The following is a 23,402-nucleotide window of genomic DNA, read 5'->3' as shown; positions in this document are numbered from 1 at the left end:
TCATCGGTTGGGGCGGCGGGTGCGCCACTGGTGCGCGCCTCGCCGCCCTCACACCTTGCCTTGCTCGCATGACCGGGCCTTGGCCTGGTCGGGGGCTCACGGCCTCCAGGCGGGGTCGCAGTCGGGCGCGCCGTAGCGGTCGTAGAGCTCGTCGGGGCGCGCGATCTCGTCGGCAAAGCCCAGGGCGCTCATGTCGGCGACCGTGTCGGTTTGGACGCCGGGGGCCTCAAGGTCGCTGGCGTCGTCGTGGGCGACGAGGACTCGGGCGCGTACGCTGACGGGTGCCATTTCGGGGTTGTCCCAGGCCGCGCGGGTGATCGCGTCGAGTGCGCGCGTCGCGTCCTCGCTGTCGGCCAGCGGGTCGGAAGGCCGTACGACCACGTCGATGGAGACGAGGGAGGGGCGGCCGAAGCCTTCGCCGACCTCGACGTGGATGACGCGGCGCGGGCCGCGAGTCGAGGTGGCGGCTTCGGAGGAGCCGGACTTGTCGCTGCGCGTGGGGAAGGCGGACTCGAGCACTGAGGTCGCCAGGTCTGCGAAGCGCTGCGTGCGCCCGGTTCCCCTGGTCGAGGACAGGGCACGCCACGCGATGCCCGCGCCCAGTGCGCCCACACCGAGCGCACCGATCATGAGGGGCCCGGCGATCTGCGGAAGGCGTCCGCGCAGGCCCGCAGCGGCCGCCTTGTTCACGGGGGTCGAGACGCGCATCCATCGGCGCACCTCGCGCAGCGGGGCGTTAGGGTCGGTCATGACCTGTCCTTTCTGAGAGCGGAAAATGCGGAGAACACGCGGGCACGCAGCGCGGGCAGCGCCGAGCGTCGGCGCGCGCGGGCGACGCGCGGTAGACGGGGCGCAGTCCTCGCGTAGTCGATCGGGTAGGTGACGGCATCGTAGGTGCCGCCTCGTTCGAGAGCGGCGACCGTGTCCCACGTGCCTTCGGGGGTGGGGGTCAGGATGTCCTGCCAGATCTCGTAGTGCATGACGCGCGTGGCCTCCCCCGGGGTGGGCAGGAAATCCTGCAGGGCGGCCATCGACGAGGCAAGCCGACCCCACGGGGTCACGCGCACTTTGCGTTCGAGAAGTCGCACGGTCTCGGTGTACGTCGACGACGAGTGCGCGTAGTACAGGGGACGAGTACGAGGCCGCACGAGGCTGCGGCCGACGGTCACCCGCCGATCGGGGGCCCGGTCGGGTGAGCCATCAAGGCTCGGCATGACATCCTGATCGTGGTAGACGGCAACGGTCACCACCTCGGGACGCACACGGATGCGCCGGTTGGGACCACCCGTGGACAGGATTCCGGCAACGTTGACGCCGGCCTCGCGCGCGGGGACGGAGGCGAGGGCTGCGGCAACGATCCCTCCCTGTGAGTGCCCGCAGATGAGGACGGGTTCGCTCGGCCAGCGCTCGGCGGGCACTCCGTCGCGTTCCATGGCGTCATGCAGGGCCTGGACGACGCCGACGCTCATCGCACTTTCGAGGCCGAGCATGAGGCGGATGTTCGTCTCGGCGTCGGCGGGGTTGTTCGTGGAACGCCAGGTCATCGACTCGGTGCCGACGAGGGAGAGGAGCCAGCGGCGCGCGTCGCCCTCGCCGACGCGGGTGATCTTGACGGCTGGGCCGATCGTGCGCGACCAGTAGAGCTCGTCGATGTCGGCGCACATGTCGGACAGTAGCTCGGGAGCGTCCACTCGGCGGATCTGGGCCTCTGGGTGGCCCGGCAGCGGGTCCTGCACCGCGGGGTCGGCGTCGGAGTCGCGCAGGAGGGCGACGTGGACTTCCCCGCCGCGCAGCGCGCCCACCGCCGTGCCGACCGTGAGCATGCCGGTCATGAGGGCGTCGTATCCCCGCTTAGGGATAAGCGGGAGCATGCGGGCCATGCGTCCGTCCTTATCCGCGCCGACCGCGACGACCGTACGCGCCCACGCGCGCCCCACGATCGCGGTGCGTCGCGCGACGTGGGACAGGGAGCGGATGAGGAGTGTGTCGAGGCCCGGGGTATCGAAGAAGATCCGCTGGGATTTTTCGCTGATCGTCGTTCCCATGTCGTCGGAGAGTGAGCGTGCCCGGTCGCGAACGTCCTGAGGCAGAGTGGGAATTTCGGCGACCGCGCCGACGGCGACCGTGGCCGCGAGGGCGGGGATGACCGGGGCGACTTTGAGGCGAAGGTAGAGGCCTGGGTAGGCCTGGGGGACGCGGCGGATCGCGCGGTAGCGCCGACGCGGGCGTCGCTTCATGTCCCCTCCTCGCTCGTGTGTTGTCTCCACCCTACGGTGGCCAGGGGCTGTACGCGCCGCATTGGGGGATGCGTGTCGCCACCCCCACAGCGCTCGGCTGTCCGCACCCCTTGACACCCATACCCCCTAGGGGTACCATCACTTCCATGAGCAACGAACACGGCTACCACGGCAACACCGAGAATCATCTCGCGCGCCTGCGCCGCATCGAAGGCCAGGTGCGCGGCCTGCAGCGCATGATCTCGCAGGGCGAGTACTGCATCGACATCCTCACGCAGGTCTCCGCCGTCCAGTCCGCGCTCGATTCGGTCGCGGTCAACCTGCTCAAAGACCACATGAACCACTGCGTCGTCACGGCGGCGCGCGAATCCGACGAGGCCGCGCAGGCCAAAGTCGACGAGGCGGCCGCGGCCATCGCGCGCCTCATCAAGTCCTAACCCCAAGGAGAAACCATGACCACCGAGATCGATCGCACGATCGAACTGTCCGTCGACGGCATGACCTGCGGTCACTGCGTCATGAGCGTCAGCGAGGAGCTGCGCGAGATCCCCGGCGTCAAGAACGTCGAGGTCATCCTGAACTCGGGCGGCACCTCCAAGGTGACGGTCCTGACCGACACCCCCCTGGACGACGCGGCGCTGGGCGACGCGGTGTCCGAGGCCGGCTTCACGCTGGTTGGCGTCACGCGCGACTTCTGAGGATTTCCGCGCCTCACCGACGAGGCCGGGGCACTTTCCCCGGCCTCGTTTCCTTTAGCTAAATACATACCCCCGGAGGGTACCCATGTCCACTGATTCCGTGACCCCCAACCATACAACTACCGCCTCTTCGCACGAGGCAGCCCAGGCCTCGTCCCCCACCCCCCAGGTCGGCGAGAGCAACCGCGCCCACGCCGCCGACATGCGCCGACGCCTCATCGTCTCCGCGCCACTGGGCATCCTCGCGACGATTCTGTCGATGGTGCCCGCCTGGCAGTTCACGGGGTGGCAGTGGGTCGTCGCGGCGATCACGATCCCGGTCGTCACATGGGGCGCGTGGCCCTTCCACCGGGCGGCCTTCGCGGCGGGTCGCCACGGGTCGACCACAATGGACACCCTGGTATCGCTCGGCGTCATCGCCTCGACGTTGTGGAGCTGGTGGGCCCTGCTGTGGGGCGGTGCGGGGATGCTCGGCATGCGCATGCAGATGAGCCTGATCCCGCGCGCGGCGCACGCCGGCCACGCGGAGGTCTACTTCGAGGTCGCGTCCACGATCGTCGTGTTCCTGCTGACGGGACGCTACCTGGAGGCGCGCGCACGCTACCGCGCGGGCGACGCGCTGCGTTCGCTGCTGAGCATGGGCGCGAAGGAGGCGACGCTCGTGCGCCTCGACCCCGACACCGGCGCTCGCACCGAGAACGTCGTACCCGCCTCGTCCCTGCAGGTCGGCGACCTTTTTGCGGTGCGCCCGGGCGAGAAGGTGGCAACCGACGGCGTCATCGTCGAGGGTTCCTCCGCCCTGGACACCTCGCTCCTGACGGGCGAGTCCGTGCCCGTGGACGCCGCCCCCGGCGACGCGGTGACGGGCGCAACCGTCAACACGTGGGGGTCCCTACTGGTGCGCGCCACGCGCGTCGGCTCGGACACGACGCTCGCGCAGATGGGGCGCATGGTCGCCGAGGCCCAGGCAGGTAAGGCGCCCGTCCAGCGACTCGCGGACCAGATCTCCGGCGTGTTCGTGCCGATCGTCATCGTCGTTTCCCTGCTGACGCTCGGGGGCTGGCTGCTCGCGGGCGGCGGCGTGCAGGCCGCGTTCACGGCGGCCGTCGCCGTTCTGGTCGTGGCGTGCCCGTGCGCGCTCGGCCTGGCCACGCCCACCGCGATTCTCGTCGGGTCGGGGCGCGCCTCGCAGCTGGGCATCCTCATCAAGAACGCGGAAATTCTCGAGCAGACGCGCTCGATCGACACGATGCTGCTCGACAAGACGGGCACGGTCACCACGGGCGTCATGTCCCTCGAGTCGGTCGCGGTTCCCACCGCAGGGAGGTCTCCCGAGGTGGACGAGGCCTCGGCCCTGTCCCTGGCTGCCTCTGTCGAGTCCCTCTCCGAGCACCCTGTCGCCCGCGCGATCACGTCGGGCGCATCGGACCGCGGCCTATCGCTGGAGCCCGTGACGGCGTTCGCAAACCAGCCCGGACTCGGCGTCGTCGGCATCACCGCCCAGGGCGGCGTGCTGGTCGGCCGCCCGTCGTGGCTGGCTTCCCTGGGCGTGGACGTGCCCGCTTCTCTCGTTGACGCCGTGCGCGAGGCCGAGACCTCTGGTGCCTCCGCGGTCGTCGCGGCTCTCGCGCCGAACCTGGCTTCCGCGGCTTCCTCCTCCCCGGAGCCGGCAGCCGCCACGCCCGAGGCGCCCGCGTCCGTCACACTGCCCGGCCCCGATGCAAAGCTACCCCTTGCGACGCTCACCATGAGCGTGGTCGGCATGACCTGCGCGTCCTGCGTGGGCCGCGTCGAGCGCAAGCTCGGCAAGCTCGACGGCGTGAGCGCCGAGGTCAACCTCGCCACCGAATCCGCGCGCATCACGCTCACCGCCCCGCACAGCGACGAAGAGCTCGAGGCCGCCGTGAACGCCGCCGGCTACCACGGCACGGTTACCTCCCGTTCTGAGGCCGCATCCTCCGACGGCGCACCCGCGACTGGCGGCAGCGCGACCGGGGATACCGGTACCCCCACCCAGCCCGGCACCACCCCGGGCGCGGGCGAGCGGGAGGGGGCCCCGGCCTCGTCCCTGGTGATCCCCGAGCGTGTCGAGGGCCGCGCGATTGCCGCGCTCGTCGTGCGTGACACGGTCAAGGAATCGTCGGCTGATGCGATTGCTCAGCTGCGCGAGCTCGGCATCGAGCCTATCCTGCTGACGGGCGACAACGAGGCCGCAGCCCAACACGTCGCGGATCAGGTCGGAATCGACCGCGTCATCGCGGGCGTCCTGCCCGACGGCAAGCGCGACACCGTCGCCAATCTACAAGCCGAGGGCCGCACGGTCGCGATGGTGGGCGACGGCGTGAACGATGCTGCCGCCCTCGCGCAGGCGAGCGCGAAGGGCCTGGGTATCGCGATGGGTTCGGGCACGGACGTGGCGATCGAGGTCGCGGACATGACGCTCATGAACTCCTCGCTCACCTCGGCGGCGACCGCGATCCGCGTGTCGCGCCGGACGCTGCGGATCATCAAGGAGAACCTGTTCTGGGCCTTCTTCTACAACATCCTCATGGTGCCGCTCGCGATCGCTGGGCTCCTCTCCCCCATGCTGGCGAGCGCCGCGATGGCCTGCTCGTCGGTGTTCGTGGTTCTCAACTCGCTGCGCCTGCGCACTGCGAAATAGTCGCCGGCACCGAAAGGCACCGTACGCCCCTCACTACTGCCGGTTCGCACCGCGCTATTGACGGTTCACTGCGCGCGTAGACACACTCGACAATGCGCACGTTAACCCCTTGGGTCGTATCTTCGCCCCTCAATGCGCACGTTAACCCCTTGGGTGGAGCCTGGGCCACCACGCCCACGCTCCACCTATCGGGTTTAGCTGCGCATTGAAGGGTTAACACGCCACTGAGGTGCCGCTCCTGAAGGTAAATCCCCCTGTAAGACATCACCGCGGTCAGTTCTGGCAGAACTTGCACACAAGTACCGAAGCGTCAGTCATTGTTTCTCAGCCGCGCGACGTGTGTGACTCAAGTACGAAGCCGACGCAGCAACCGGCTTCATCCCGGCAAGCGCTACACCCGTTACGGGGCACTACACCCGTAACGTCACGCTACACCCGATCAGAAGAGGTGCAATGTCCACAGATCGGGTGCAGCGCCACTCCGGGCAAGTACCGTCGCGGCCACGCAATCCAGGTGAGCCCCCGGAAGCACTCCAGATGCCTTCACTCTGAAACATCCGCCGCTGCGGACGCGATTGTCGCAGGCTAGCCTAGCCACGCACTGCCCCTTGACCAGCGAATCCCGAACACGATGGTCGGCTAGTGGAAACATTTCATTCATTCGCCGAGCTTGTGCGACATCACCGTGTTTCCACTCAGCTTTAAACCGATAAACGGAGTGTCTGCCTGCGTTCATCGAGGAGCATGCATCTGTCCGATTCACTGCCGACAAAGGGCGATCAGGAACTCGCCGTACGCGACTGGCTCAACCGGGCCAGCGAGGAACAGGATTGCCAGGATGACCAGTATCTCTACAGACGTTGCCAATCCTACATTCTGAACATCTTGCAATTGCTGGATCCTGAGGGAGACTTCAGCAAAGATCGCCAAAGCAATTGGCACGTTGCTGACCGAGCAATGGATGATCTTGATTACTTCGGCGAACTCAGAAGGATCGAGGGTCTCTGCGACTGAGCGAGATCATACACACGTGGCGACATAGTCTTCGGCAGCAGATAACAGCAATGCGGGCCTATACATCTGGCGCGCATTGCATATGCCGTCACAACAGCACCGAGTAGGAATTGACGCAAGGGTGTCGCTCCGCAGGAGTTCTGGCTGCGCGGGCCCGCTGTATCAAGACGTGCGACGCGCGACGCGGAAGCCCTGCTTGGCATAGACGGTTTCGTAGGTGTGGCCGGGGTGGGCGGCGGCCGCCCAGGACTCGGCGTCGACCTGCTGGTCGCCCCACGCGTAGGAGCGCGCGTCGATGACGACATACTCCGGAGGGGTATCCATCTTCCCGGTCGTGCCGACCCAGTAGACCTCGCGCCCGGGCACGAGGCGCGCGAGCAGCGTCGTGTCGGTCTCGACGCTCACACCCTCGGGCACCGCGTCCAGCGCTCCGAGGGCGGCGGCCATGCGTGGATCCTCCGTGAGATCGGGCAGGTGCCACAGCGGCAGCGACGAGGCCGTCAGCGCGAGAGACAGCGCGGGCACGCACGCCACCACCCAGGCGGCGCACCGCCAGGCGATGCCGGGCGAGGCCACGGTTCCGTCTCTGCCCAAGCCGGCCGCAACGAGCGTTTGCGCGCCTGCACAGTCTCCCTGAATACCGACGGCATCGGCCACGTCAACTCCGCATCGGGTGCGGCTCGCCGTGCCCCCCAGGCCATCGCTTCCGCCACAGGCCGTACTCTCGTCCCCGCTTGCTTCGCCGAGGCGCTGGCTGGCCGACCTCGCCCGCGTGCTGCGCGCGGGGAGATCGAGTGTGCGGCCGACACCCTCGGGTGAGACCCACCGGTCGACAACATCGAGCAGCGAACACGCAGCGATCGGCACGAGGACAGCGTTGTAGTGCCAGGAGTCCCACACGTAATAGGTCTCGACGGAGCCTGCGAAGCGCCACGCAAGCGTCGGGACCACCAGCGCAAACCAGGGCGATGCCGCGCCCACGAAGCCCGCTCCGGCCGCGAGGACGAGGAGGGACACGAGCTTGACAGAGGGGGTCGTGAGGATGCCCCACAGGGAGGGAATCTCGCGAGCGGCGGTAGTTCCTCCGGTCGGCGTGCCCGCGCCGGTCGCGGCACCGTCAAGCGAGTAGGCCCACGTTCCGGCGGGATTCATCGCAGGAAGCAGCACCTTGATGGTCAACACAAACGCGATGATACCGAACAGAGCGTACGCTATCGACGCCAGGATCCCTGGGCGCCCCTCGCCTCGGCGTCGCCAGGCGAGCGCGAGTCCCGCAACAAAGACCGTGAGCCCGAGATCTTCCTTGACAAGAACCAGCGGAGCCAGCCACGCCATACACACGCCCCACCGCCGTTCAACGAAGGCAACGCCCCCGAACGCCAACAGCGGCACGGCCACGCAGACCTCGTGAAACTGCGCGCCGACCGCCCCCTGGAGTCCCCACCCCAGCCCGTAGGCGAGCCCGACGAGGAGCGCGCCTCCTCGTCCGAGGAGACTCTGAGCCAGGCGCGCGATGGGCAGGACCGACGCGGCGATCAGCACGTCCTGGACTACGAGGAGGGTCAGCGCGGAAGGGAAGAAACGAAAGATGGGCCCCAGGAGTGCCAGGATCGGATGAAAGTGGTCGCCGAGCAGGTTGTAGCCCGGGCCCTTGATGGGAGCAATGGGTGCTTCGAAGCGCGAATACGCCTGGACGGCCTCGGTGAAGATGCCCAGATCCCAGGAGGGGGCGACGAGCGCGCGCCACTGCGCCACCGAATAGCAGACGTAGAGTGTGCCGACAAGGCACGCGATCGCAGCGGGCAGCCACCACGTCGCGACCAGGCGACCGACGGCTGAGCGATCCGGGCCCTTCACCCGACCATCTCCCCGGAGCGCGCCGAGGGCGAGTCGAATCCCTCCGTCTCGTCATGGGCCGAGGCCGGGGCCGGGTAGGGCACACCAATCCCCTGTTCATGGTCGGCGCGACGCTTGGAGCGCGCGTCGGAGTGGAAGAGCTGGCTGACGGTGGCGCGCACTGCGTCGAACATGCGGGCCGGACGGTTGAGGGAACCCAGCGACCGATCCGCACCCGAGTGCGCGAAATTGCAGGGGACCTCCATGACGGACAGGCCCGCGCGCAACACGCTGATCGTCATCGCGGCTTCGAGCACGTAACGGCCCGCGAAGGGCATGGCGGCGTCGATGGCTTCGCGCGTCAGGCAACGCTGGTAGCTGAGGGGGTAGTGGCAGTTCCAGCCAGTCTTACGGCGGATGAGACGACGGGCGACGCCCGGACCGTAGCCGGAGTACTCGCGGCCCGTGGCCGGGACGGCGATAGCCATGTCGGCCTGGCGGGCGAACACTGCCTCGACGAGGGCCGTGGCCTCAACGGCGGACTCGCCCAGGTCGGGCGACAGGAGGAGGATGTGGCGGGGCGGCCCGTCGGGACGATCACGCATGGCTGCGACCTTTACGCCGGTTTCGATGGCCGAGGCGCGCCCGCGCTCGACGGAGTGGCGCACGACGACGGCGCCGGCGGCTCGGGCGGCTCGCCCGGTGTCGTCGGTGGAACCATCGTCGACGACGATGAGGAGGTCAACGCTGGGTATAGCGCGGCATGCGCGCACGGTGGCCGCGACGGCGCGCCCGACGTTGTGTGCAGCGATGACGGCGGCGACGCGCTGCGGGTGGGAACCTCGAGATCCGGCAGGATAGTTCACGACTAATAGTTTACGGGCGACGGGGCGCAATCGCGTCCCGTCGCCCGTAATGTGAGCGACAAACCTATCTAAACGACGGGTAAAACTATCCTCAGCGGATCGTCACGGCTCGGGAGACGAGGCCCTGGCGTGCGCGGCGTTCTTTGTCGTCCAGGCGTTCGGTCACCGTCAGGGCTTCCGCGAGCGCCTTGGCAAGGGCCTGGGTGCCGGGCGCGACATCGGTCGCGCTGGCACCCTCGGGCAGCTCGAAGACCGGGACGATCAGGCCGCACGCACGGAAGGAACCCACGTAGCGAGAGCCCTCGCCGACGTTGGCCTCGCCGCGCGCAGCCAGGCGGGCCAGTGCGTCGAAGAGCTTGGCCTCGTCATTGTCCGTCAGGAAACGGACGAAATTACGGTTCATCTCGCACCAGTACGCGCCGGGGACGCCGGGCACGGGCTCGGTCGGAATGATCTCGTCGCGGTTCTGCTCGAGAGCGCGACGCGTCTGGTCGTCGATCTCCTCGGCCGGATCGAACCAGAAGGAGAAGTCCTCCTCGAGCTTCATGTCCGTGAAGCTGTCGACGTCGACAATGTCCTGGAGACGCTCGGACGGCTCGCGCACGTCGATCGAGATGACGCCCTCGTCGCCCGCTTCCTTCGCGGCGATGGCCGCGAGCAGCGCGGCACCCGCGTCGTGGCTGAGGTCCGCGGAGTTCGAACGGGTCTGCAGCGCAACGAGAATGCGGCCGTCGGGGCGCACCATCGCGGGGTGCCCCTCGGGCAGGAGAGTGACGAAGTCAAATTCGACGCCGCCGTGGTCGGCGTCGGTGCGTGCGGTCAGCGTGGCCGCCGGGATGAGCTCGCGCATGGCGACCAGCTCGATCTCCTTCGGCAGTCCCTCGTAGGGGCGCGCGACGAAGGGGATCGGCGGGCGATACGCCTTGAGCTTGGCGGGATCGGTGACCTTCTTACGGCGGCTAGCTTTACCCATGGGAGTTATCGTAGCGGGTTTCCCACAAACGACGAGGTGTGGGCTGGGCGAGCCGGTCCGCGCTCCCCAGCCCATGCCTCGTCAGCGACCGGTGCCCCGGGCGATCGCCTCCACGCCGGGCAGGGCAGCGCGGTAGGCCTCGAGGAAGCGCTCGTATCCGGCCACGCCCTCGGCAGTGGGCTCCAAGGTGGAGACGGACGCTCCCGCAAAGACGCGCTCGGAGAGGTAGTCCGGCAGGGCGGGCGCGGCCGCGCCCCTGGCCACGGCGGCACGGTAGCGCGCGAGCACCGCGATACCCCACGCGCCGCCCTCGCCTGCGGTGTCTCCGACGGAGACGGGGATGTTCAGCGAGTCCGCAAGGATCTGCTGGGCGACACCCGGCGTCTTGAAGAGACCGCCGTGGGCAAAGAGCGAGTCGAGGCTCACGCCCTCGTCGCTCAGGATGTCAACACCGATGCGCACGGCCGCGAAGACGCTCATGAGCTGGGCACGAACAGCGTTGGCCAGGGTCACGCGCGCGTCGGCCGTGTGCGTAAAGACAGGCTGCGCGACCTCCTGGCCGACGAGCGGCTCGGCGGATAGGGTGTTGTAGGCCATGACACCACCAGCGTCGGCCTCGCCCGTGAGCGCGTGGTTGTAGAGGGCGTCGTAGATCGCCGGGACGCTCGCGTCGGCACCCACCAGGCGCGCAAACTCCGCGAACCAACCCACCCACGCATCGATCTCGGACGCGCCGTTATTCGAGTGAACCATCGCGACCGGCGATCCGTCGGGCGTCGTGACCATATCGATCTCGGTGTGGAGCTCGGTGAGAGAGCGTTCGAGGACGGCCATCAAGAAAACGGAGGTTCCGCACGAAATATTGCCCGTGCGCCGCGCGATCGCGTTCGTGGCGATCATGCCGGTGCCCGCGTCGCCCTCGGGCGGGCATAGAGCGATCCCGGCCTGCAGCGTGCCGGTCGGGTCAAGAAGAACGGCACCCTCGGGGGTGAGCGCGCCCGCATCCTCGCCCGCGCTCAGCACGGCCGGGAGCACCTCGCGCACGCGCCAGGGGACGCGGTCGGCCACAAGGGCCTCGTACTGGTCGAGGTAGGACTCGACGTACGTCCCCGCCTGCGAGTCGATCGGGAACATCCCGGACGCGTCGCCCACGCCCAGGACGTGGCGGCCAGTGAGCTGGTGGTGGACCCATCCCGCCAGCGTTGTCAGGCGCGCGACCCGCGGCGCGTGCTCCTCTGAGTCGAGGACCGCCTGATGCAGGTGGGCGATCGACCAGCGCAGGGGGATGTTGAATCCGAAGAGCCTCGTGAGCTCGTCGGCTGCGCGCCCCGTGTTCGTGTTACGCCAGGTGCGGAAGGGAGCGAGCAGGTTGTCCTGAGCGTCGAAGGCAAGGTATCCGTGCATCATGCCGGAGATGCCGATCGAGCCGTAAGACGTGGGGGTGACCTCGTAGCGGTCGTGCACGTCCGCGACAAGGGAGGTGTAGGCGGCGCGCAGACCCTCCACAACCTCGTCGAGGGTGTAGGACCACAGGCCGCCTTCGAGGTGGTTCTCCCACCCGTGGCCCCCGGTCGCGAGCACCTCGTGGTCGGGGCCGACGAGGACCGCCTTAATGCGGGTCGAGCCGAACTCGATGCCGAGTGCGGTGTCAGCGGCGGCGATAGCTGCGCGAGGATCGGTGCTCATGTGTGCTCCTTAAGTCTTCATTGACGAGGCCGGTGCCTGGAATGCGCTAACGGTAACACTTTCGCGCGCACCGCGACAGTGCCCTTTGATCTTTTATCGGACGCTCTGTTCACCATTAGTCTCTTGATCCCCGATTATCGTGCGTTGATGGCATGTCGACGACCATGTCATTCCATACTCATCATGCATCGCAGACTCTCCCAACTATTTCCGAAGAGCGTTAGACTACGCGTAGTCACTATTGAGGAGGACACATGTCTACGGCACGGGTTGCACGCTCCGTCAAGCTCGATCCCGAGATCGACGCCCGCCTCACGGCCCTTGCTGAGCGGACGGGACGAACGAAGTCGTTCTACATGAATCGCGCCATCGAATCAGCGCTCGAAGAGATCGAGCTTGCCTACTCACTGCAGGCGGAACTCGAGGACATTCGCAGTGGACGCACAGCATCGGTGAGCCTTGACGAGGCGGTGAAGACCCTTGGCCTGGAGGGCTGAGCTGTCACCGCGTGCACTCAAGCAGCTCAGCAAACTCGATAAGCCAACCGCACGCCGTATCATCGACTACCTCCGCGAGACTGCGAGCGGCGAGGATCCCCGCTCGCGAGGGAAGGGACTGACCGGCAACCTGGCAGGCTTGTGGCGATACCGTGTCGGCAACTATCGGATCATAGCTTCCATCGAAGATGATGAGTTACTGATCCTCGCCATCAACATCGATCATCGGTCACGCATCTACCGCTGACCTACCGCGCGGCGAAGCCTGCGATGAAGAGCTCGCGGGTACGGTCGATCGCGGCTAGTTCTTCGTCCGTGAGGGGCTTGGTTGCGCTGCGTTCGATGAAGGTCAAGAAGACGGATGCGTAGATGTCCGCTGCGAGCGGCAGAACGTCATCATCCATGCGTCCGCGGGCCCAATCAGTAAATACCGAACGGGCCGTTCGACACAGCTGCTCGTGCAGGTCGCCGTCGCCGCCCACCCGAATGGCCAGCAGGGTCTGCATGGCGCGGCCGTTGCGCGCGTAGATGTCAGTGAGCTGTCGGGCAACTGCTCGACTGTTGCGCACGTCGCCAAACCATAGGCCCTCAAGCGCCGGAGTTATCTCTTCGAGGAGGAACGAGACGGCCTCGGCTAGGAGCGCGTCTTTGTCGGTGTAGTGATCGTAGAAGGTCGTGCGAGAGACCATCGATGCGGCGCAGATGTCGGTGACGCTCACGTGCGCGTAGGGCTTGGCTTGGCACGCCTTGACGAGGCCCGAGCGGATCGCCCGACGCGTCTTGCGGATGCGCAGGTCGAGATTCTTCTCGGCTTCGCACCCATGCTTATCTGCGCTACGCAGGAACATGTCTCTCCGATCATTTTTCCGCTATCAATAGGCTTATCCTACGCATAACGGTTGCTCCGTCCGATAGCTAACATTCCGTTCGTTATTGTGCTGTCCTCCACACGTAGACAGGCGATACAGTCGATGCATGTTCACCGAATACACCGGCAACCGCCAATTTGACCTGCAGCTCAACCGGACCTTCGCTCCGATACTTGACCGCGTCGGCATGGATAGGATCGCGACCACCAAGCTCCCCAATATTCGATCAACAAAACAGATCACGACACTCGCGCAGCGCCTCGCCGAGCGCTTCTCATCCGAGGGGGACGCGGCGGCCGCGTGGCGACTGTACTTTCTGGCCGCCTTCTACCTGCCCGAGCACGACCCGCGCAAGCGGCGCTTCGTCGACGCGGCATCGCGCAACTTCGACGCCTCCCACTCTCTCCTGGCGATGCGCCGGCACACTATCCCCTACAGGGATGGCTCACTGACGGCGATCCACTGGCAGGCCGATCCTGACGATCGTGCCCGATTCCCCGACGCGCCTTCCACCCTCGTCATGATGAACGGCTTCGACGGGTATGCGGAGGAGATCATGGGGTTCTCCGAGTACTTCCCCTGCCGCCCCTTCGACGTCATTGCCTTCGACGGACCCGGACAGGGACACACCGCCCTGGCAGGCATGCCGCTCGAGGCCGAGTGGGAGCGCCCGACGAACGTCGTCTTGGACCACTTCGAGCTCGACAGCGCGGCAGCCCTCGGCCTCTCCTTCGGCGGATACCTGGTCATGCGGGCCGCCGCCCACGTGCCGCGCATCAGCCACGTCGTTGCCTTCGACATGATGTACCGACTCCTGGACGGGCTGACGCTACCCCTGCCCGCGAGTGTTCGTCCGCTCGCGGCCTCGATCGTCGAGCGCGCCCATCCCGCATGGCTCATCGACGCGACCATGTCCGTCGCTGCCCACGCGAGCGCTGACCTCGCGTGGAAGCTGCAGCAGGGGCGCCACCTGACGGGAATGGATAAGCCGAGCGACGTCCTGCGGGCGCTGGGGGCGTACACGATGGAGCCCCTGGCAGGCATGATCCGCCAGCCCTGCCTGGTAATGGCCGGCGACGCCGACCAGTACGTCCCCTTTGAGCGCCTGTCCGACGTGCGCCGCATTCTCGCGGGCGCGGCTTCGCTGGACGTGCGCACCTTCCACGAGGCGACGGATCCGGGCATGGCGCAGCACTGCCAGATCGGCGACCCTCACCGAGCCTTTAGGATCATGGGCAACTGGCTGGTGGGACCCGCAGCCAAGGCGTGATCGACCCGGACGAGGGAGTAGGGCGCGCAGCAGCGCCACTCAGCGTCCAGTGACCCCGCAGCGGCGCATGATCGCATGCATGACGGCGGCGGCGCCGTCGTTGTCGACGGCGGCCGTCACATGGTCGGCACAGGAGCGCACCTCGTCCGAAGCGCCACCCATGGCGACACCGAAGGCGGCCCATTCGATCATGGCGATGTCGTTGGTGCCGTCCCCGACGGCGACGGTCCCACCATCAGGCAACCCCAACCGCACGCGCAGCGCCTCCAGGCCGCTGGCCTTGGTCACCCCCTTGGGCTCGATATCAGCCCACGACGTCCACCCGACAAACACCTCGTGGGTGCGCGAGACGTCCAGCGAGAACAGGATCCGGTCGAAATCCTCGCGATCCATGTCCGCGGCGCGCACGACGATCTTCGGGGTGGGCGTGGAAGACAGCTCCTTCATCGAAACGATACGCCGATCAGTCCCCTCGATCTCGTTGTTCGGGAAGGGAGCGGACAGCAGCGTGTCCGGGTGAGGCATCGAGGCGAACACCGCTCCGGGCACGGCAGCGGCGATCTCCTCCAAGATCGGGCCGGGCACGAAGGTGCGTTCCTCGACGATCTCGCACTCCCCGCCGCTCACGCGCACGAGGGTCGCGCCGTTGTTGCACAGCGCCCACCCGTCCGTGAACTCGAGGGCACCCAGGACCGGGATGACGCCCTCGAGCGCACGGCCCGAGGCGATCACCACCTGGGCACCCGTGGCGGCGAGGCCGTGGATCCCCTCCAGGACGCGCGGAGTGGCCCCCGCGGCAGTCAGGATCGTCCCGTCAATGTCAAGCGCAACCAAAACCGAGGCCGCAGCCGAGGGGAAGCCGACGGGCAGGGCGGCCACGGCCTCGTCGAGGAGATCCTCGAATGGGCGAGCCACCTCCCCGGAGGAGGGGACCGTCAGGAAGCGCTCCTGAGTCATCGACCGACCGGGCTCAGAACCTCGAGTCCGCCCAGGTAGGGGCGCAGCGCATCGGGCACGTACACCGAGCCGTCGGCGCGCTGGTGGTTCTCGAGGAACGCAACAATCCAGCGGGTCGTTGCCAGAGTGCCGTTGAGAGTGGCAACCGGCGCCATGCCGTCCTCCCGGCGCTCGCGAATGCCGAGGCGGCGGGCCTGGAACGTCGTACAGTTCGAGGTCGAGGTGACCTCCATGTAGCGCTCCTGGGTGGGCAGCCACGCCTCGCAGTCGAACTTGCGGGCGGCGGAGGTTCCCAGGTCGCCGGCGGCCGTGTCGATGACGCGGTAGGGCAGCTCGACCTTGGCGAGCATCTCCTCTTCCCACGCGAGGAAGCGCTGGTGCTCCTCGGCGGCGTCCTCGGGGCGGCAGTAGCTGAACATCTCAGCCTTGTTGAACTGGTGAACGCGGATGATGCCGCGCGTGTCCTTGCCCGCAGAGCCGGCCTCGCGGCGGTAGCAGGTGGACCAGCCCATGTAGCGCTTGGGGCCATCGCTCAGGTCGAGGATCTCGTCAGCGTGGTAGCCGGCCAGGGCTACCTCGGACGTGCCCGTCAGGTACAGGTCGTCGGCGGGCAGGTAATAGATCTCGTCGGAGTGCTCGTTGAGGAAGCCGGTTCCACCCATGACCTGCGGGGTCACGAGGGTCGGGGTCATCATGGGGACGAAGCCGTTGGCGAGGGCCTGGTCCATGGCCATGGTCATGAGGGCCAGCTCGAGGCGGGCACCGATGCCCTTGAGGTAGTAGAAGCGTGCGCCGGAGACCTTCGCGCCGCGCTTGGTGTCGATCGCGTCCAGGCCTTCACCCAGCGCGAGGTGATCCTGGGGCTCGAAGCCCTCGGCGGCGAAGTCGCGGGGCGCGGGCCCCTCATGGCGCAGGACCACAAAGTCCTCCTCGCCACCGACGGGCACGCCGTCGACGACCAGGTTGGGCAGGAGGCGGGCGAGGCGGTCGGCCTCGGCATCGGCGGCGTTCGCGGCAGCCTCGGCGGCCTTCACCTGTTCGGCGAGCTCCTTGGCCCGAGCCAGGATCGCCGGACGCTCCTCCTTGGAGGCGCGACCCACGGACTTGGAGACCTCTTTCTGGGTGGCTCGCAGCGTCTCGAAGGCCTGCAGGGCCTCGCGGCGGGCGGCGTCGGCCTCGATGATCTCATCGACGAGGCCGGGGTTCGCTCCGCGGGCACGCTGGGAGGCGCGGGCGGGTTCAGGGTTTTCACGCAGGGCACGCACATCAATCATGCGTCCCATCCTATGTCAGGTGGGCACGCCGTGTCCCCCACCGGCACGACTTTCAATTCCGCACGACAGGTTAGGGTTATGCACAAACTACGTGTCTGAGCTATTAAAAAGCCTGAAAGTTATCTACCTTTGGTGCATAACCGTGTGGACAACATGCTGGCACGCACGCATCAGCCATTCTCTGATGACACGAAGTACAACGAAAAGCCACTGAACAATCCATCCATATCCCCCGGGCCGGATACTCTTGTACACATGGACGCTACACCGTGGATACTCGCCGCCGTCGCCGGAGCCGGAGCAATCGGAGTCGCCCGCCTGGCAACAGCCGTCACCCGTCGCCGCCGTCGCCGCCAGGCCCTCGAGATCCCCGCGTCGGTGGACGACCCAACCCGCGGACGGCCACGCCCCTGGGTCATCCTGAACCCCTCCAAGCACGCGGATCCCCAAGCCTTCAAGGAGCGAATCAACCGCAAGGCGAAGGAACTGGGCATCGAACACGTGCACTGGCGCGAGACCACGCCCGAGGACCCGGGCACCGGACAGGCAGTGCGCGCCCTAGAGGAGGGAGCCTCCGTCGTCATAGCCGCGGGCGGAGACGGAACCGTGCGAGCCGTCGCAGCCGGCATGGCCGGATCCGGCGTGCGCATGGGTATCATCCCCGTGGGCACCGGCAACGTGCTGGCCGGGAACCTCTCCATCCCCGACGACCCCGAACACGCGCTCGCCGTCGCCCTCGACCGCAACCATCGCGCCGTCGACCTGGCATGGGTGCGCGTCGACGATGTCACGCAGGATTCCACTCAGCCCGCCGAGGGCGGTCTACGTCTCGGCGCGCGCACCGCCCTGGACCCCGAAGTCACTGGTCAGAACGAGGAGGCTCCGGCCTCGTCGATTGAGCCCCGCGCAGATGAGTACGCGTGCCTCGTCGTCGCGGGCATGGGCTACGACGGCGAGACGATGGCCGACACGGATCCCGAGCTGAAGAAGCGCATCGGGTGGATCGCCTACGTGTGGGCGGGCCTAGGCGCGATGGGCGTCCCGCGCATGAAGGCGCGCTTGACCCTGCGCTCCCCCGCCGCACCCGCTCCCGACCCACTCGGGGTCGGCGACCAGATCGCTGGAAGCACCCTGGACGAGGCCACGCCCGCAGGATCCCCACGCTTCCCAGCCGATGAGATCACCCGCATCGAGGCACGCTCCATCATGTTCGCGAACGCGGGCGAGCTCAAGATACTCGTCCTCGCACCCGACGCGGAGCTCTCCGATGGCCTCGTCGACGTCATCGCAGTCGACGCACAGGCCGGCATGCTCGGGTGGGCGGACGTCACGTGGAAGATGCTCGGACAGCTCATCGGCCTGCGTCCCCTCAACCTGCCCGTGTCGACCGGCAAGGTCGCCTTCCGCCAGGCGAAGGGCGCCTCCGTCACGGCCGACGAGCCCCAGGTGTGCCAGGTGGACGGCGACGCGATCGGCGTCGCCCACACCATGCACATCCGCATGCAGGCCGGAGCACTCGACATCGCCGTGCCCGCCGAGCGCACGTGGATGGAGCTGCTGCCCCGCTGAGCCACCCTCGTCTGACAGCGCGCCCCGGTCTCGTTTTGAACTGCCTCCCGTTTCTTGGACATCGAAAGTGAAGTCCAGGGAATGGGAGGCTTTTCATGTCTGTGGATCTGCGGTTGAGGCATGATCGTTTGCTTCGGGAGCAGGCGGTGGAGATGTTTGAGAGGGGGGTTGGCTATGGTTTGACCGCCAAGAGGCTGGGTGTGTGTGCCGAGACTGTGAGAGAGTGGCAGAAGACGTACCGTGCAATTGGGAAGGATGGGCTTCTTGCCATGGGAGGACAGCAGGCCAGATACGACTATGAGACCAAGGTCGCCGCAGCGAGGGCCGTGGTTGATGGTGGGATGAGTAAGCCTGAGGCGATGGTGCGTTTCGGTATTGCGAGTGCGACACCGTTGAAGCAGTGGTGCAGGCTGTACCGTGAGGGCGGCGCGCAGGCCCTCAAGCCCAAGCCCAAGGGCAGGCCGAAGGGGTCGGTGGGGGCGGTGCCACCAACGCGTGAGGAGGAACTCGCCGCGCGTGTGCGTAAGCTTGAGGCGCAGGTGGCATACCTAAAAAAATCGATTGCCCTGAAGGCGCAGAGGCGCTCCGAAACCGGGACAAAGCCCTAGCGGTCGCCGAGCTTTCAGGGCATGGACACGCGGTGCGTGATCTCCTTGAGGTGGCAGGCCTTTCCAGGTCGAGCTACTACTACGCGCTGGCTCACCCCCAGCAGCCAACCAGAGCGCAGCTACGTCCCAAGGTTGCCCAGATCTTTTCACGAACCCCCAACGGGTGCGGTCACAGGCAGGTAGCCATGTGCCTGCGCGCTGAGGAAGGAGAGCGCATCGCCGACAAGACGGTCTTGAAGATGATGCGCGAGATGGGGCTGCGCTGCGGCATACGCCGCGAGAGGGCCTACCACAGGTACAACTCCTACAAGGGGCCCGTGGGGCAAAGCTTTGAGAACATCATCGGCCGCGACTTCACGGCGACCGGCCCCTGGCAGAAAATGGGTACCGACGTCACCGAGTTCAAGCTCTCCTTCGGTAAGGCCTACCTCGCTCCGGTCTACGACTTTGCCAGCAAAGAGATCGTCGCCCACTCCATCTCGATGTGCCCCAACCTCGCCCAGCAACAAGAGATGCTCCAAATACTCATGGAAGCCAAACCCGCAGGGGTCGAGCCGATCTTGCACTCGGACATGGGATGGCAATACCAGCACGAGACCTACATCAGCACACTCGCCGATAACGGTTTCATCCAGAGTATGTCACGCAAAGGCAACTGCATCGACAACGGCGCCACTGAGCAGGTCTTCGGACACCTCAAGGACGAGTTCTTTCGCGGCCAAGACTGGCAGACCTTCGAGAGCTTCAAAGCCGACCTCGACACCTACATCACGCACTGGAATACAACACGACGCCAAGTAAAGCTCAAGGGCCTGACCCCGGCAGAATACCGGGATCAGGCCCTACAGGAAGCCGCATAACGGCTACCATTAAACGCGTCCAAGTTTCGGGGCGCAGTTCATTTGTCACGAGGCCGGGGCGCGGCCGCTTCCTCGTACATACAAAGGGAGCGGTGCCGCTTCGGCGAGCGAACGTCACACCAGCGGCCAGGAGGGCGCACTGCCCGCAACCTCGCCCGTGCCATCTCCGCCGTGCAGCAGGTCAGCAACCCACGCGCGACCGGCGCGGAAAGCCTCGTCGGTGGTGCCCGGAGTAACCGACGCGCGCACGCCATCCACTCGCGGGTAGGAGCCCATGAAGCGTACCTCCGGCGAGTAGCGATGCAGGCCGACGAGCGCCGCCTGGACGCGCTCCTCCCGGATGTGGCCGACGATGTCAATGCTGAAGGTGTAGTTGCCGAGTCCGTCGCCGCTGGGGCGGGACTCGATGCGGGAGAGGTCGACGCCGCGCGCCGAGAACTGCTCGAGCAGGGTCAGCAGAGCCCCCGACTCGTTGACGGGCAGCGCCACCTGGATGGTCGTCTTGTCCGCACCGGTGGGCGAGGGGACGGCACCGGGGCGGGCCACCAGGACGAAGCGCGTGATCGCGCCCGGGTTGTCAGCGACGTCAGTGAACAGTGCTTCGAGGCCGTAGGTGTTGACCGACACCGCATTGCACAGGGCGGCATCGAAGGACGCATCCCCGTCCGAGAGGAGCTCGGCGGCGGCTGCCGTCGACGTGGCGGGCACGTGGATCGCGCCGGGGAAGGTCTCCTCGACCCAACCGCGACACTGCGCCCACGCGTGCGGGTGCGTGCCGATGCGGCGGATGTCCTCGGGGCGCGTGCCCGGCAGGACGGCCAGCTGGAAGACGACGTGAACGTGCATCTCGGCGACGATCACGAGCGGGTCGCCGTGCGAGAGGGAGTCAAGAGTCGCATTGACGCCGCCCTCGATGGAGTTCTCGATCGGGACGACAGCGCGGTCGGCCTCGCCGCGACGCACGGCCGCGAGCGCCTGCGGGGCGCTCGTCATAGGCAGGAGTGTCGCGCCGGCTGGCGCGACCTGGTGGACGGCCTGTTCCGTGAAAGTGCCGAAGGGGCCAAGGAAGGCGATACGAAGCTTGTCACCGAGGGGCGCGGGGCCGGGAATGTTCGTCGTCATGGTGTCAAGGGTAACGAGAGGGACACGCGCGGCGCGGCCCCGTTTCAGCGCGCGGGGCGCATTGTGGCCAATCGCGCGGGTCCTGGAGCGCCCACGAGTTCCATGGAATGCGGTGGCCCCGCAGGCCACGGCCCAGTGCGGCCGGGGAGGGTGTCAGCCGCGGTTCGCGCTCTCGCCGGTCACGAAGGCCTCGCGTCCGCCGCCCGGGGTGACGTCGCCACACGCGGTGATCTTCCACAGCTTCGCGGTGCCACCCGCGTCGACCAGCTCGAAACCGGAAGAGGTGTCGACGCCGTAAAGCCCCGGGTTACGGGAGGATCGCATGAAGTTGTAGTAGGTGCCGTCTTCTTCCTCGTAGAAGTGCGTAATGCCAAGCCGTTGCACGACCTCACAGACCTCCGGGTCGGTCGCGATGTCGCGGAAGCGCTGGGTGAGGACCTTCTGCGAGGCCCCATCCGCGTTGACCGTGCTCAGCTGCGGGAAGACGGCCTTGCGCCCGCCGAGCATCTCCGAGTAGGCAGCGCCCGCGATCGGGTCGCCGAGGATGAGCGCGTTGGGAGCGGTCGTGTACTTCATGCGGCGCAGCATGGCCAGCTCGCCGGTGGTGGCCATGCCGGGCTTACCCAGTTGATCGGGGTCGTACACGTAGGCGACCGCAGCGTTTCGGGCGTCGATTGCCCCGAAGCCTGACAGGACGAGGATGAGGAGGCCGACGCACGCCTGGATCGGCCAACGCGGCGCTTCGACGTCGTCGTCAACGCCTCGTTCGGCGAGGATCCTCTGCAGGGACTTCGTCCAGGCGGTGTGCGCAGCGCGGACGATCGCCGCGGCTCCGACCGCCATGAGGACAGCGAGCGCGATGTCTTCGACACCCATGATGCGCCGGGCGTCCTTGTACCAGGGGGCCAGCAGGTACGTGCGCAGCGCCGAGTTGGGCGAGTACGCGAGACCCGTCAGGCCCGCGAGGATCAGGTAGGAGATGAGCGGCCAGAAGGGCAGGGGAAGCGCCTCCTCCCCGTCGGGCGAGGCCGCATCCTCCTCGTCCGCGCTCTCGATGAGCCCAGCCTGTTCTGCGGCGCGCTCCAGGGGGTCGGGACGGCTCAGCAGCATGTGCAGTCGTACTGTTGCGACGACGCCAGCGATGAGGAGGACCAGCTGGATGAACGTCCAGTGCGTCATGCCCGACGTGCTCGTAAAAGGCGGGTAGGGCAGGAAGGCGTGGGCGAAAGCCTCGCTCCAGCTGGTGCCGTTGCGCGGATACTTGCCCATTGCCTGAATCTTGGGCGAGGCCAGAGCGAGGAGAGGCAGGGCGACGACAGCGAGCGCAAGGGCACCACACGCGAGGACGGCGAGCTGGCCTCGTCCCTCACGATCGAGGGCACGGCGCCCGAAAGACGCGATGAAGGCCAGGAGCGGCGCGATGAGAAGCGCAAGCATGGAGAAGGCGGCGCTCGGGTGCGCGCCGACGAGGCCGAGGGCACCAATCAGCAGAAAGAGACCCTGAGGGATGCGGCGTGCGAATGCTCGCACCCCATCTCCGGCTCTCAGATCGGTGGCGAGCCTGCGGCCGACGATCACCGCGGCCGCGGCAAGGCCGGGGACCAGTGCGGTTCCGGTCGAGTTGGGCCACTGGTTGTACATGGTCAGCGCGTCGGCCGGCATGTTGAGCAGCATCCCGCCGATGATCGGTGCCGCCATGATGGCGCTGCGCGACGCAGTGAGGACAGAAACCAAGGCCGCCAGTCCCGTGACCCACACGGCCATGAGCGCCAGCGAGGACACGTTGGAGGCCTGGACGACCGAGTCGTAGCGCGCGAAGAGTGCCACGAAGGCGTGCCAGCCCGTGGGGTAGTAGACGCTCCTACCGCCGTAGAGCTCGTGGAGGCCACCGAAGGGGCTCGCGTTCTTTCCGTACAGGATGGCGTGCACGCCGTTCTGATGGAAGGTCGGGTCCCACTGCTGGACGGGGTTGGCAGGGTTCGCGCCCGCGATGAGGGGCCACGCGGCCACGAGGAAACCGACGATGATCGCACCCCACGTGGTCGCGCGAATCGCGGCCTGGGCGCTGCCGATCGGGACGCGCACGCCAATGGCCTCGCGCAGGGGGACTCCCCGCAGCGAGAAACCACCGTTGCTGCGACGGAAGAAACTCAGGCTCCACGCGGCACCGCCTCCGACGGCGCTCAGGCCGAGGATCGGCAGGGCGGTGGAGGGTCCCCACTCGATGTCAAAGAGCGGGTAGGCCACCGACAGGATCGTCACGAGGCCGAACGTGAATGCGGGTGCGGCCGCGACCGCGACGAGCGACGAGCGGCCTCCGGCCCTGAGCCACATGAACCCCGGCAGAACCAGGGCGACCATCATGGCCAGCAGGGTCGGAACCAGCATCCACCAGGCCAGCACG

At 67.1% G+C, this 23,402-nt stretch carries 21 protein-coding genes; 10 read left to right on the top strand and 11 right to left on the bottom strand.

The genetic code is table 11. The annotated features are described in order from the left end of the window. Positions 1 to 96: 96 nt before the first annotated feature. Together RDV55_RS05510 and RDV55_RS05505 are read right to left on the bottom strand one after the other, a co-directional pair. Entirely contained in the window at positions 97 to 750 is a 654-nt protein-coding gene (locus tag RDV55_RS05510) for a pyridine nucleotide-disulfide oxidoreductase (RefSeq protein WP_111823369.1), read from the bottom strand. Next, the gene (locus tag RDV55_RS05505; RefSeq protein WP_111823368.1) at positions 747 to 2,237 is read right to left on the bottom strand and encodes an alpha/beta hydrolase; all 1,491 of its coding nucleotides are present in this window, start codon (positions 2,235 to 2,237) and stop codon (positions 747 to 749) included. The genes RDV55_RS05510 and RDV55_RS05505 overlap by 4 nt, the downstream gene beginning before the upstream one ends. Before the next feature lie 146 nt (positions 2,238 to 2,383). Here RDV55_RS05505 and RDV55_RS05500 point away from each other — a divergent pair, with 146 nt between their 5' ends. The 4 genes from RDV55_RS05500 to RDV55_RS05485 all read left to right on the top strand — a co-directional run bounded on the left by RDV55_RS05500 (position 2,384) and on the right by RDV55_RS05485 (position 6,611). Then, positions 2,384 to 2,674: a metal-sensitive transcriptional regulator gene (locus RDV55_RS05500; protein ID WP_016460585.1), complete on the top strand. Its 291-nt coding sequence runs from the start codon at positions 2,384 to 2,386 to the stop codon at positions 2,672 to 2,674. A gap of 15 nt (positions 2,675 to 2,689) precedes the next feature. Further along, complete coding sequence (locus tag RDV55_RS05495; RefSeq protein WP_048724826.1) at positions 2,690 to 2,935, top strand: heavy-metal-associated domain-containing protein; 246 nt, start codon at positions 2,690 to 2,692, stop codon at positions 2,933 to 2,935. Positions 2,936 to 3,020: 85 nt separating this feature from the next. Continuing rightward, positions 3,021 to 5,597 carry a heavy metal translocating P-type ATPase gene (locus RDV55_RS05490; protein WP_111823367.1) on the top strand — a complete coding sequence of 859 codons (2,577 nt, stop codon included), beginning with the start codon at positions 3,021 to 3,023 and terminating at the stop codon, positions 5,595 to 5,597. Between the two features lie 744 nt (positions 5,598 to 6,341). Further along, positions 6,342 to 6,611, top strand: coding sequence for a hypothetical protein (locus RDV55_RS05485; protein WP_111823366.1), 270 nt, complete (start codon positions 6,342 to 6,344; stop codon positions 6,609 to 6,611). Positions 6,612 to 6,773: 162 nt separating this feature from the next. Here the strand turns inward: RDV55_RS05485 and RDV55_RS05480 are convergent, their stop codons facing one another. The 4 genes from RDV55_RS05480 to RDV55_RS05465 all read right to left on the bottom strand — a co-directional run bounded on the left by RDV55_RS05480 (position 6,774) and on the right by RDV55_RS05465 (position 11,972). After that, a complete protein-coding gene (locus RDV55_RS05480) occupies positions 6,774 to 8,468 on the bottom strand; it encodes a DUF2079 domain-containing protein (RefSeq protein WP_111823365.1) in 1,695 nt (564 codons plus the stop codon). Beyond that, a complete protein-coding gene (locus RDV55_RS05475) occupies positions 8,465 to 9,313 on the bottom strand; it encodes a glycosyltransferase (protein ID WP_111823364.1) in 849 nt (282 codons plus the stop codon). Before RDV55_RS05475 ends, RDV55_RS05480 begins: the two co-directional genes overlap by 4 nt. A 91-nt stretch (positions 9,314 to 9,404) precedes the next feature. Then, positions 9,405 to 10,286: a DUF5926 family protein gene (locus tag RDV55_RS05470; RefSeq protein ID WP_111823363.1), complete on the bottom strand. Its 882-nt coding sequence runs from the start codon at positions 10,284 to 10,286 to the stop codon at positions 9,405 to 9,407. A gap of 81 nt (positions 10,287 to 10,367) precedes the next feature. Then, positions 10,368 to 11,972, bottom strand: coding sequence for a xylulokinase (locus RDV55_RS05465; RefSeq protein WP_111823362.1), 1,605 nt, complete (start codon positions 11,970 to 11,972; stop codon positions 10,368 to 10,370). Positions 11,973 to 12,226: 254 nt separating this feature from the next. On the opposite strand from RDV55_RS05465, the gene relB reads away from it, so the two are divergent. Both relB and RDV55_RS05455 read left to right on the top strand, forming a co-directional pair. After that, on the top strand, positions 12,227 to 12,469 hold the full coding sequence (relB, locus tag RDV55_RS05460; protein ID WP_111823361.1) for a type II toxin-antitoxin system RelB family antitoxin: 243 nt from the start codon (positions 12,227 to 12,229) through the stop codon (positions 12,467 to 12,469). Beyond that, a complete protein-coding gene (locus tag RDV55_RS05455) occupies positions 12,453 to 12,716 on the top strand; it encodes a type II toxin-antitoxin system RelE family toxin (protein ID WP_111823360.1) in 264 nt (87 codons plus the stop codon). The genes relB and RDV55_RS05455 overlap by 17 nt, the downstream gene beginning before the upstream one ends. 1 nt (position 12,717) lies before the next feature. Here the strand turns inward: RDV55_RS05455 and RDV55_RS05450 are convergent, their stop codons facing one another. Continuing rightward, positions 12,718 to 13,317: a TetR/AcrR family transcriptional regulator gene (locus tag RDV55_RS05450; RefSeq protein WP_111823359.1), complete on the bottom strand. Its 600-nt coding sequence runs from the start codon at positions 13,315 to 13,317 to the stop codon at positions 12,718 to 12,720. Positions 13,318 to 13,444: 127 nt separating this feature from the next. Between RDV55_RS05450 and RDV55_RS05445 the strand changes: the two genes are divergently transcribed. Then, on the top strand, positions 13,445 to 14,608 hold the full coding sequence (locus RDV55_RS05445; protein WP_111823358.1) for an alpha/beta fold hydrolase: 1,164 nt from the start codon (positions 13,445 to 13,447) through the stop codon (positions 14,606 to 14,608). A 39-nt stretch (positions 14,609 to 14,647) separates the two neighbouring features. Here the strand turns inward: RDV55_RS05445 and RDV55_RS05440 are convergent, their stop codons facing one another. Further along, positions 14,648 to 15,565: an HAD hydrolase family protein gene (locus RDV55_RS05440; RefSeq protein WP_111823357.1), complete on the bottom strand. Its 918-nt coding sequence runs from the start codon at positions 15,563 to 15,565 to the stop codon at positions 14,648 to 14,650. After that, complete coding sequence (gene serS, locus RDV55_RS05435) at positions 15,562 to 16,839, bottom strand: serine--tRNA ligase (protein WP_111823356.1); 1,278 nt, start codon at positions 16,837 to 16,839, stop codon at positions 15,562 to 15,564. Before serS ends, RDV55_RS05440 begins: the two co-directional genes overlap by 4 nt. A gap of 255 nt (positions 16,840 to 17,094) precedes the next feature. Between serS and RDV55_RS05430 the strand changes: the two genes are divergently transcribed. From RDV55_RS05430 to RDV55_RS05420, 3 genes are all read left to right on the top strand, one after another. After that, positions 17,095 to 18,408: a diacylglycerol/lipid kinase family protein gene (locus RDV55_RS05430; RefSeq protein ID WP_111823355.1), complete on the top strand. Its 1,314-nt coding sequence runs from the start codon at positions 17,095 to 17,097 to the stop codon at positions 18,406 to 18,408. A gap of 95 nt (positions 18,409 to 18,503) precedes the next feature. Further along, a complete protein-coding gene (locus RDV55_RS05425) occupies positions 18,504 to 19,016 on the top strand; it encodes a helix-turn-helix domain-containing protein (protein WP_111822736.1) in 513 nt (170 codons plus the stop codon). Next, on the top strand, positions 18,965 to 19,876 hold the full coding sequence (locus tag RDV55_RS05420; RefSeq protein ID WP_111822737.1) for an IS3 family transposase: 912 nt from the start codon (positions 18,965 to 18,967) through the stop codon (positions 19,874 to 19,876). Before RDV55_RS05425 ends, RDV55_RS05420 begins: the two co-directional genes overlap by 52 nt. Positions 19,877 to 19,990: 114 nt before the next feature. Here the strand turns inward: RDV55_RS05420 and pheA are convergent, their stop codons facing one another. Next, positions 19,991 to 20,998 (bottom strand): prephenate dehydratase, encoded by a 1,008-nt coding sequence (pheA, locus tag RDV55_RS05415; protein WP_111823354.1) that lies wholly within the window; start codon positions 20,996 to 20,998, stop codon positions 19,991 to 19,993. A 153-nt stretch (positions 20,999 to 21,151) separates the two neighbouring features. Next, a complete protein-coding gene (locus tag RDV55_RS05410) occupies positions 21,152 to 23,401 on the bottom strand; it encodes a DUF6541 family protein (RefSeq protein ID WP_111823353.1) in 2,250 nt (749 codons plus the stop codon). Position 23,402 lies beyond the last annotated feature (1 nt).

The sequence above is a fragment of the Schaalia odontolytica genome, assembly GCF_031191545.1.
Lineage (GTDB): Bacteria > Actinomycetota > Actinomycetes > Actinomycetales > Actinomycetaceae > Pauljensenia > Pauljensenia odontolytica.
The sequence above is the reverse complement of the archived record's forward strand: the minus strand, read 5'-3'. Positions and strand labels throughout refer to the sequence as shown.

What these genes read in the sequence shown, in the direction of transcription:
- RDV55_RS05510 (WP_111823369.1), bottom strand. Translation starts at nt 750, where the DNA reads ATGACCGACCCTAACGCCCCGCTGCGCGAGGTGCGCCGATGGATGCGC.
- RDV55_RS05505 (WP_111823368.1), bottom strand. Translation starts at nt 2,237, where the DNA reads ATGAAGCGACGCCCGCGTCGGCGCTACCGCGCGATCCGCCGCGTCCCC.
- RDV55_RS05500 (WP_016460585.1), top strand. Translation starts at nt 2,384, where the DNA reads ATGAGCAACGAACACGGCTACCACGGCAACACCGAGAATCATCTCGCG.
- RDV55_RS05495 (WP_048724826.1), top strand. Translation starts at nt 2,690, where the DNA reads ATGACCACCGAGATCGATCGCACGATCGAACTGTCCGTCGACGGCATG.
- RDV55_RS05490 (WP_111823367.1), top strand. Translation starts at nt 3,021, where the DNA reads ATGTCCACTGATTCCGTGACCCCCAACCATACAACTACCGCCTCTTCG.
- RDV55_RS05485 (WP_111823366.1), top strand. Translation starts at nt 6,342, where the DNA reads ATGCATCTGTCCGATTCACTGCCGACAAAGGGCGATCAGGAACTCGCC.
- RDV55_RS05470 (WP_111823363.1), bottom strand. Translation starts at nt 10,286, where the DNA reads ATGGGTAAAGCTAGCCGCCGTAAGAAGGTCACCGATCCCGCCAAGCTC.
- RDV55_RS05465 (WP_111823362.1), bottom strand. Translation starts at nt 11,972, where the DNA reads ATGAGCACCGATCCTCGCGCAGCTATCGCCGCCGCTGACACCGCACTC.
- relB (WP_111823361.1), top strand. Translation starts at nt 12,227, where the DNA reads ATGTCTACGGCACGGGTTGCACGCTCCGTCAAGCTCGATCCCGAGATC.
- RDV55_RS05450 (WP_111823359.1), bottom strand. Translation starts at nt 13,317, where the DNA reads ATGTTCCTGCGTAGCGCAGATAAGCATGGGTGCGAAGCCGAGAAGAAT.
- RDV55_RS05445 (WP_111823358.1), top strand. Translation starts at nt 13,445, where the DNA reads ATGTTCACCGAATACACCGGCAACCGCCAATTTGACCTGCAGCTCAAC.
- RDV55_RS05440 (WP_111823357.1), bottom strand. Translation starts at nt 15,565, where the DNA reads ATGACTCAGGAGCGCTTCCTGACGGTCCCCTCCTCCGGGGAGGTGGCT.
- serS (WP_111823356.1), bottom strand. Translation starts at nt 16,839, where the DNA reads ATGATTGATGTGCGTGCCCTGCGTGAAAACCCTGAACCCGCCCGCGCC.
- RDV55_RS05430 (WP_111823355.1), top strand. Translation starts at nt 17,095, where the DNA reads ATGGACGCTACACCGTGGATACTCGCCGCCGTCGCCGGAGCCGGAGCA.
- RDV55_RS05425 (WP_111822736.1), top strand. Translation starts at nt 18,504, where the DNA reads ATGTCTGTGGATCTGCGGTTGAGGCATGATCGTTTGCTTCGGGAGCAG.
- pheA (WP_111823354.1), bottom strand. Translation starts at nt 20,998, where the DNA reads ATGACGACGAACATTCCCGGCCCCGCGCCCCTCGGTGACAAGCTTCGT.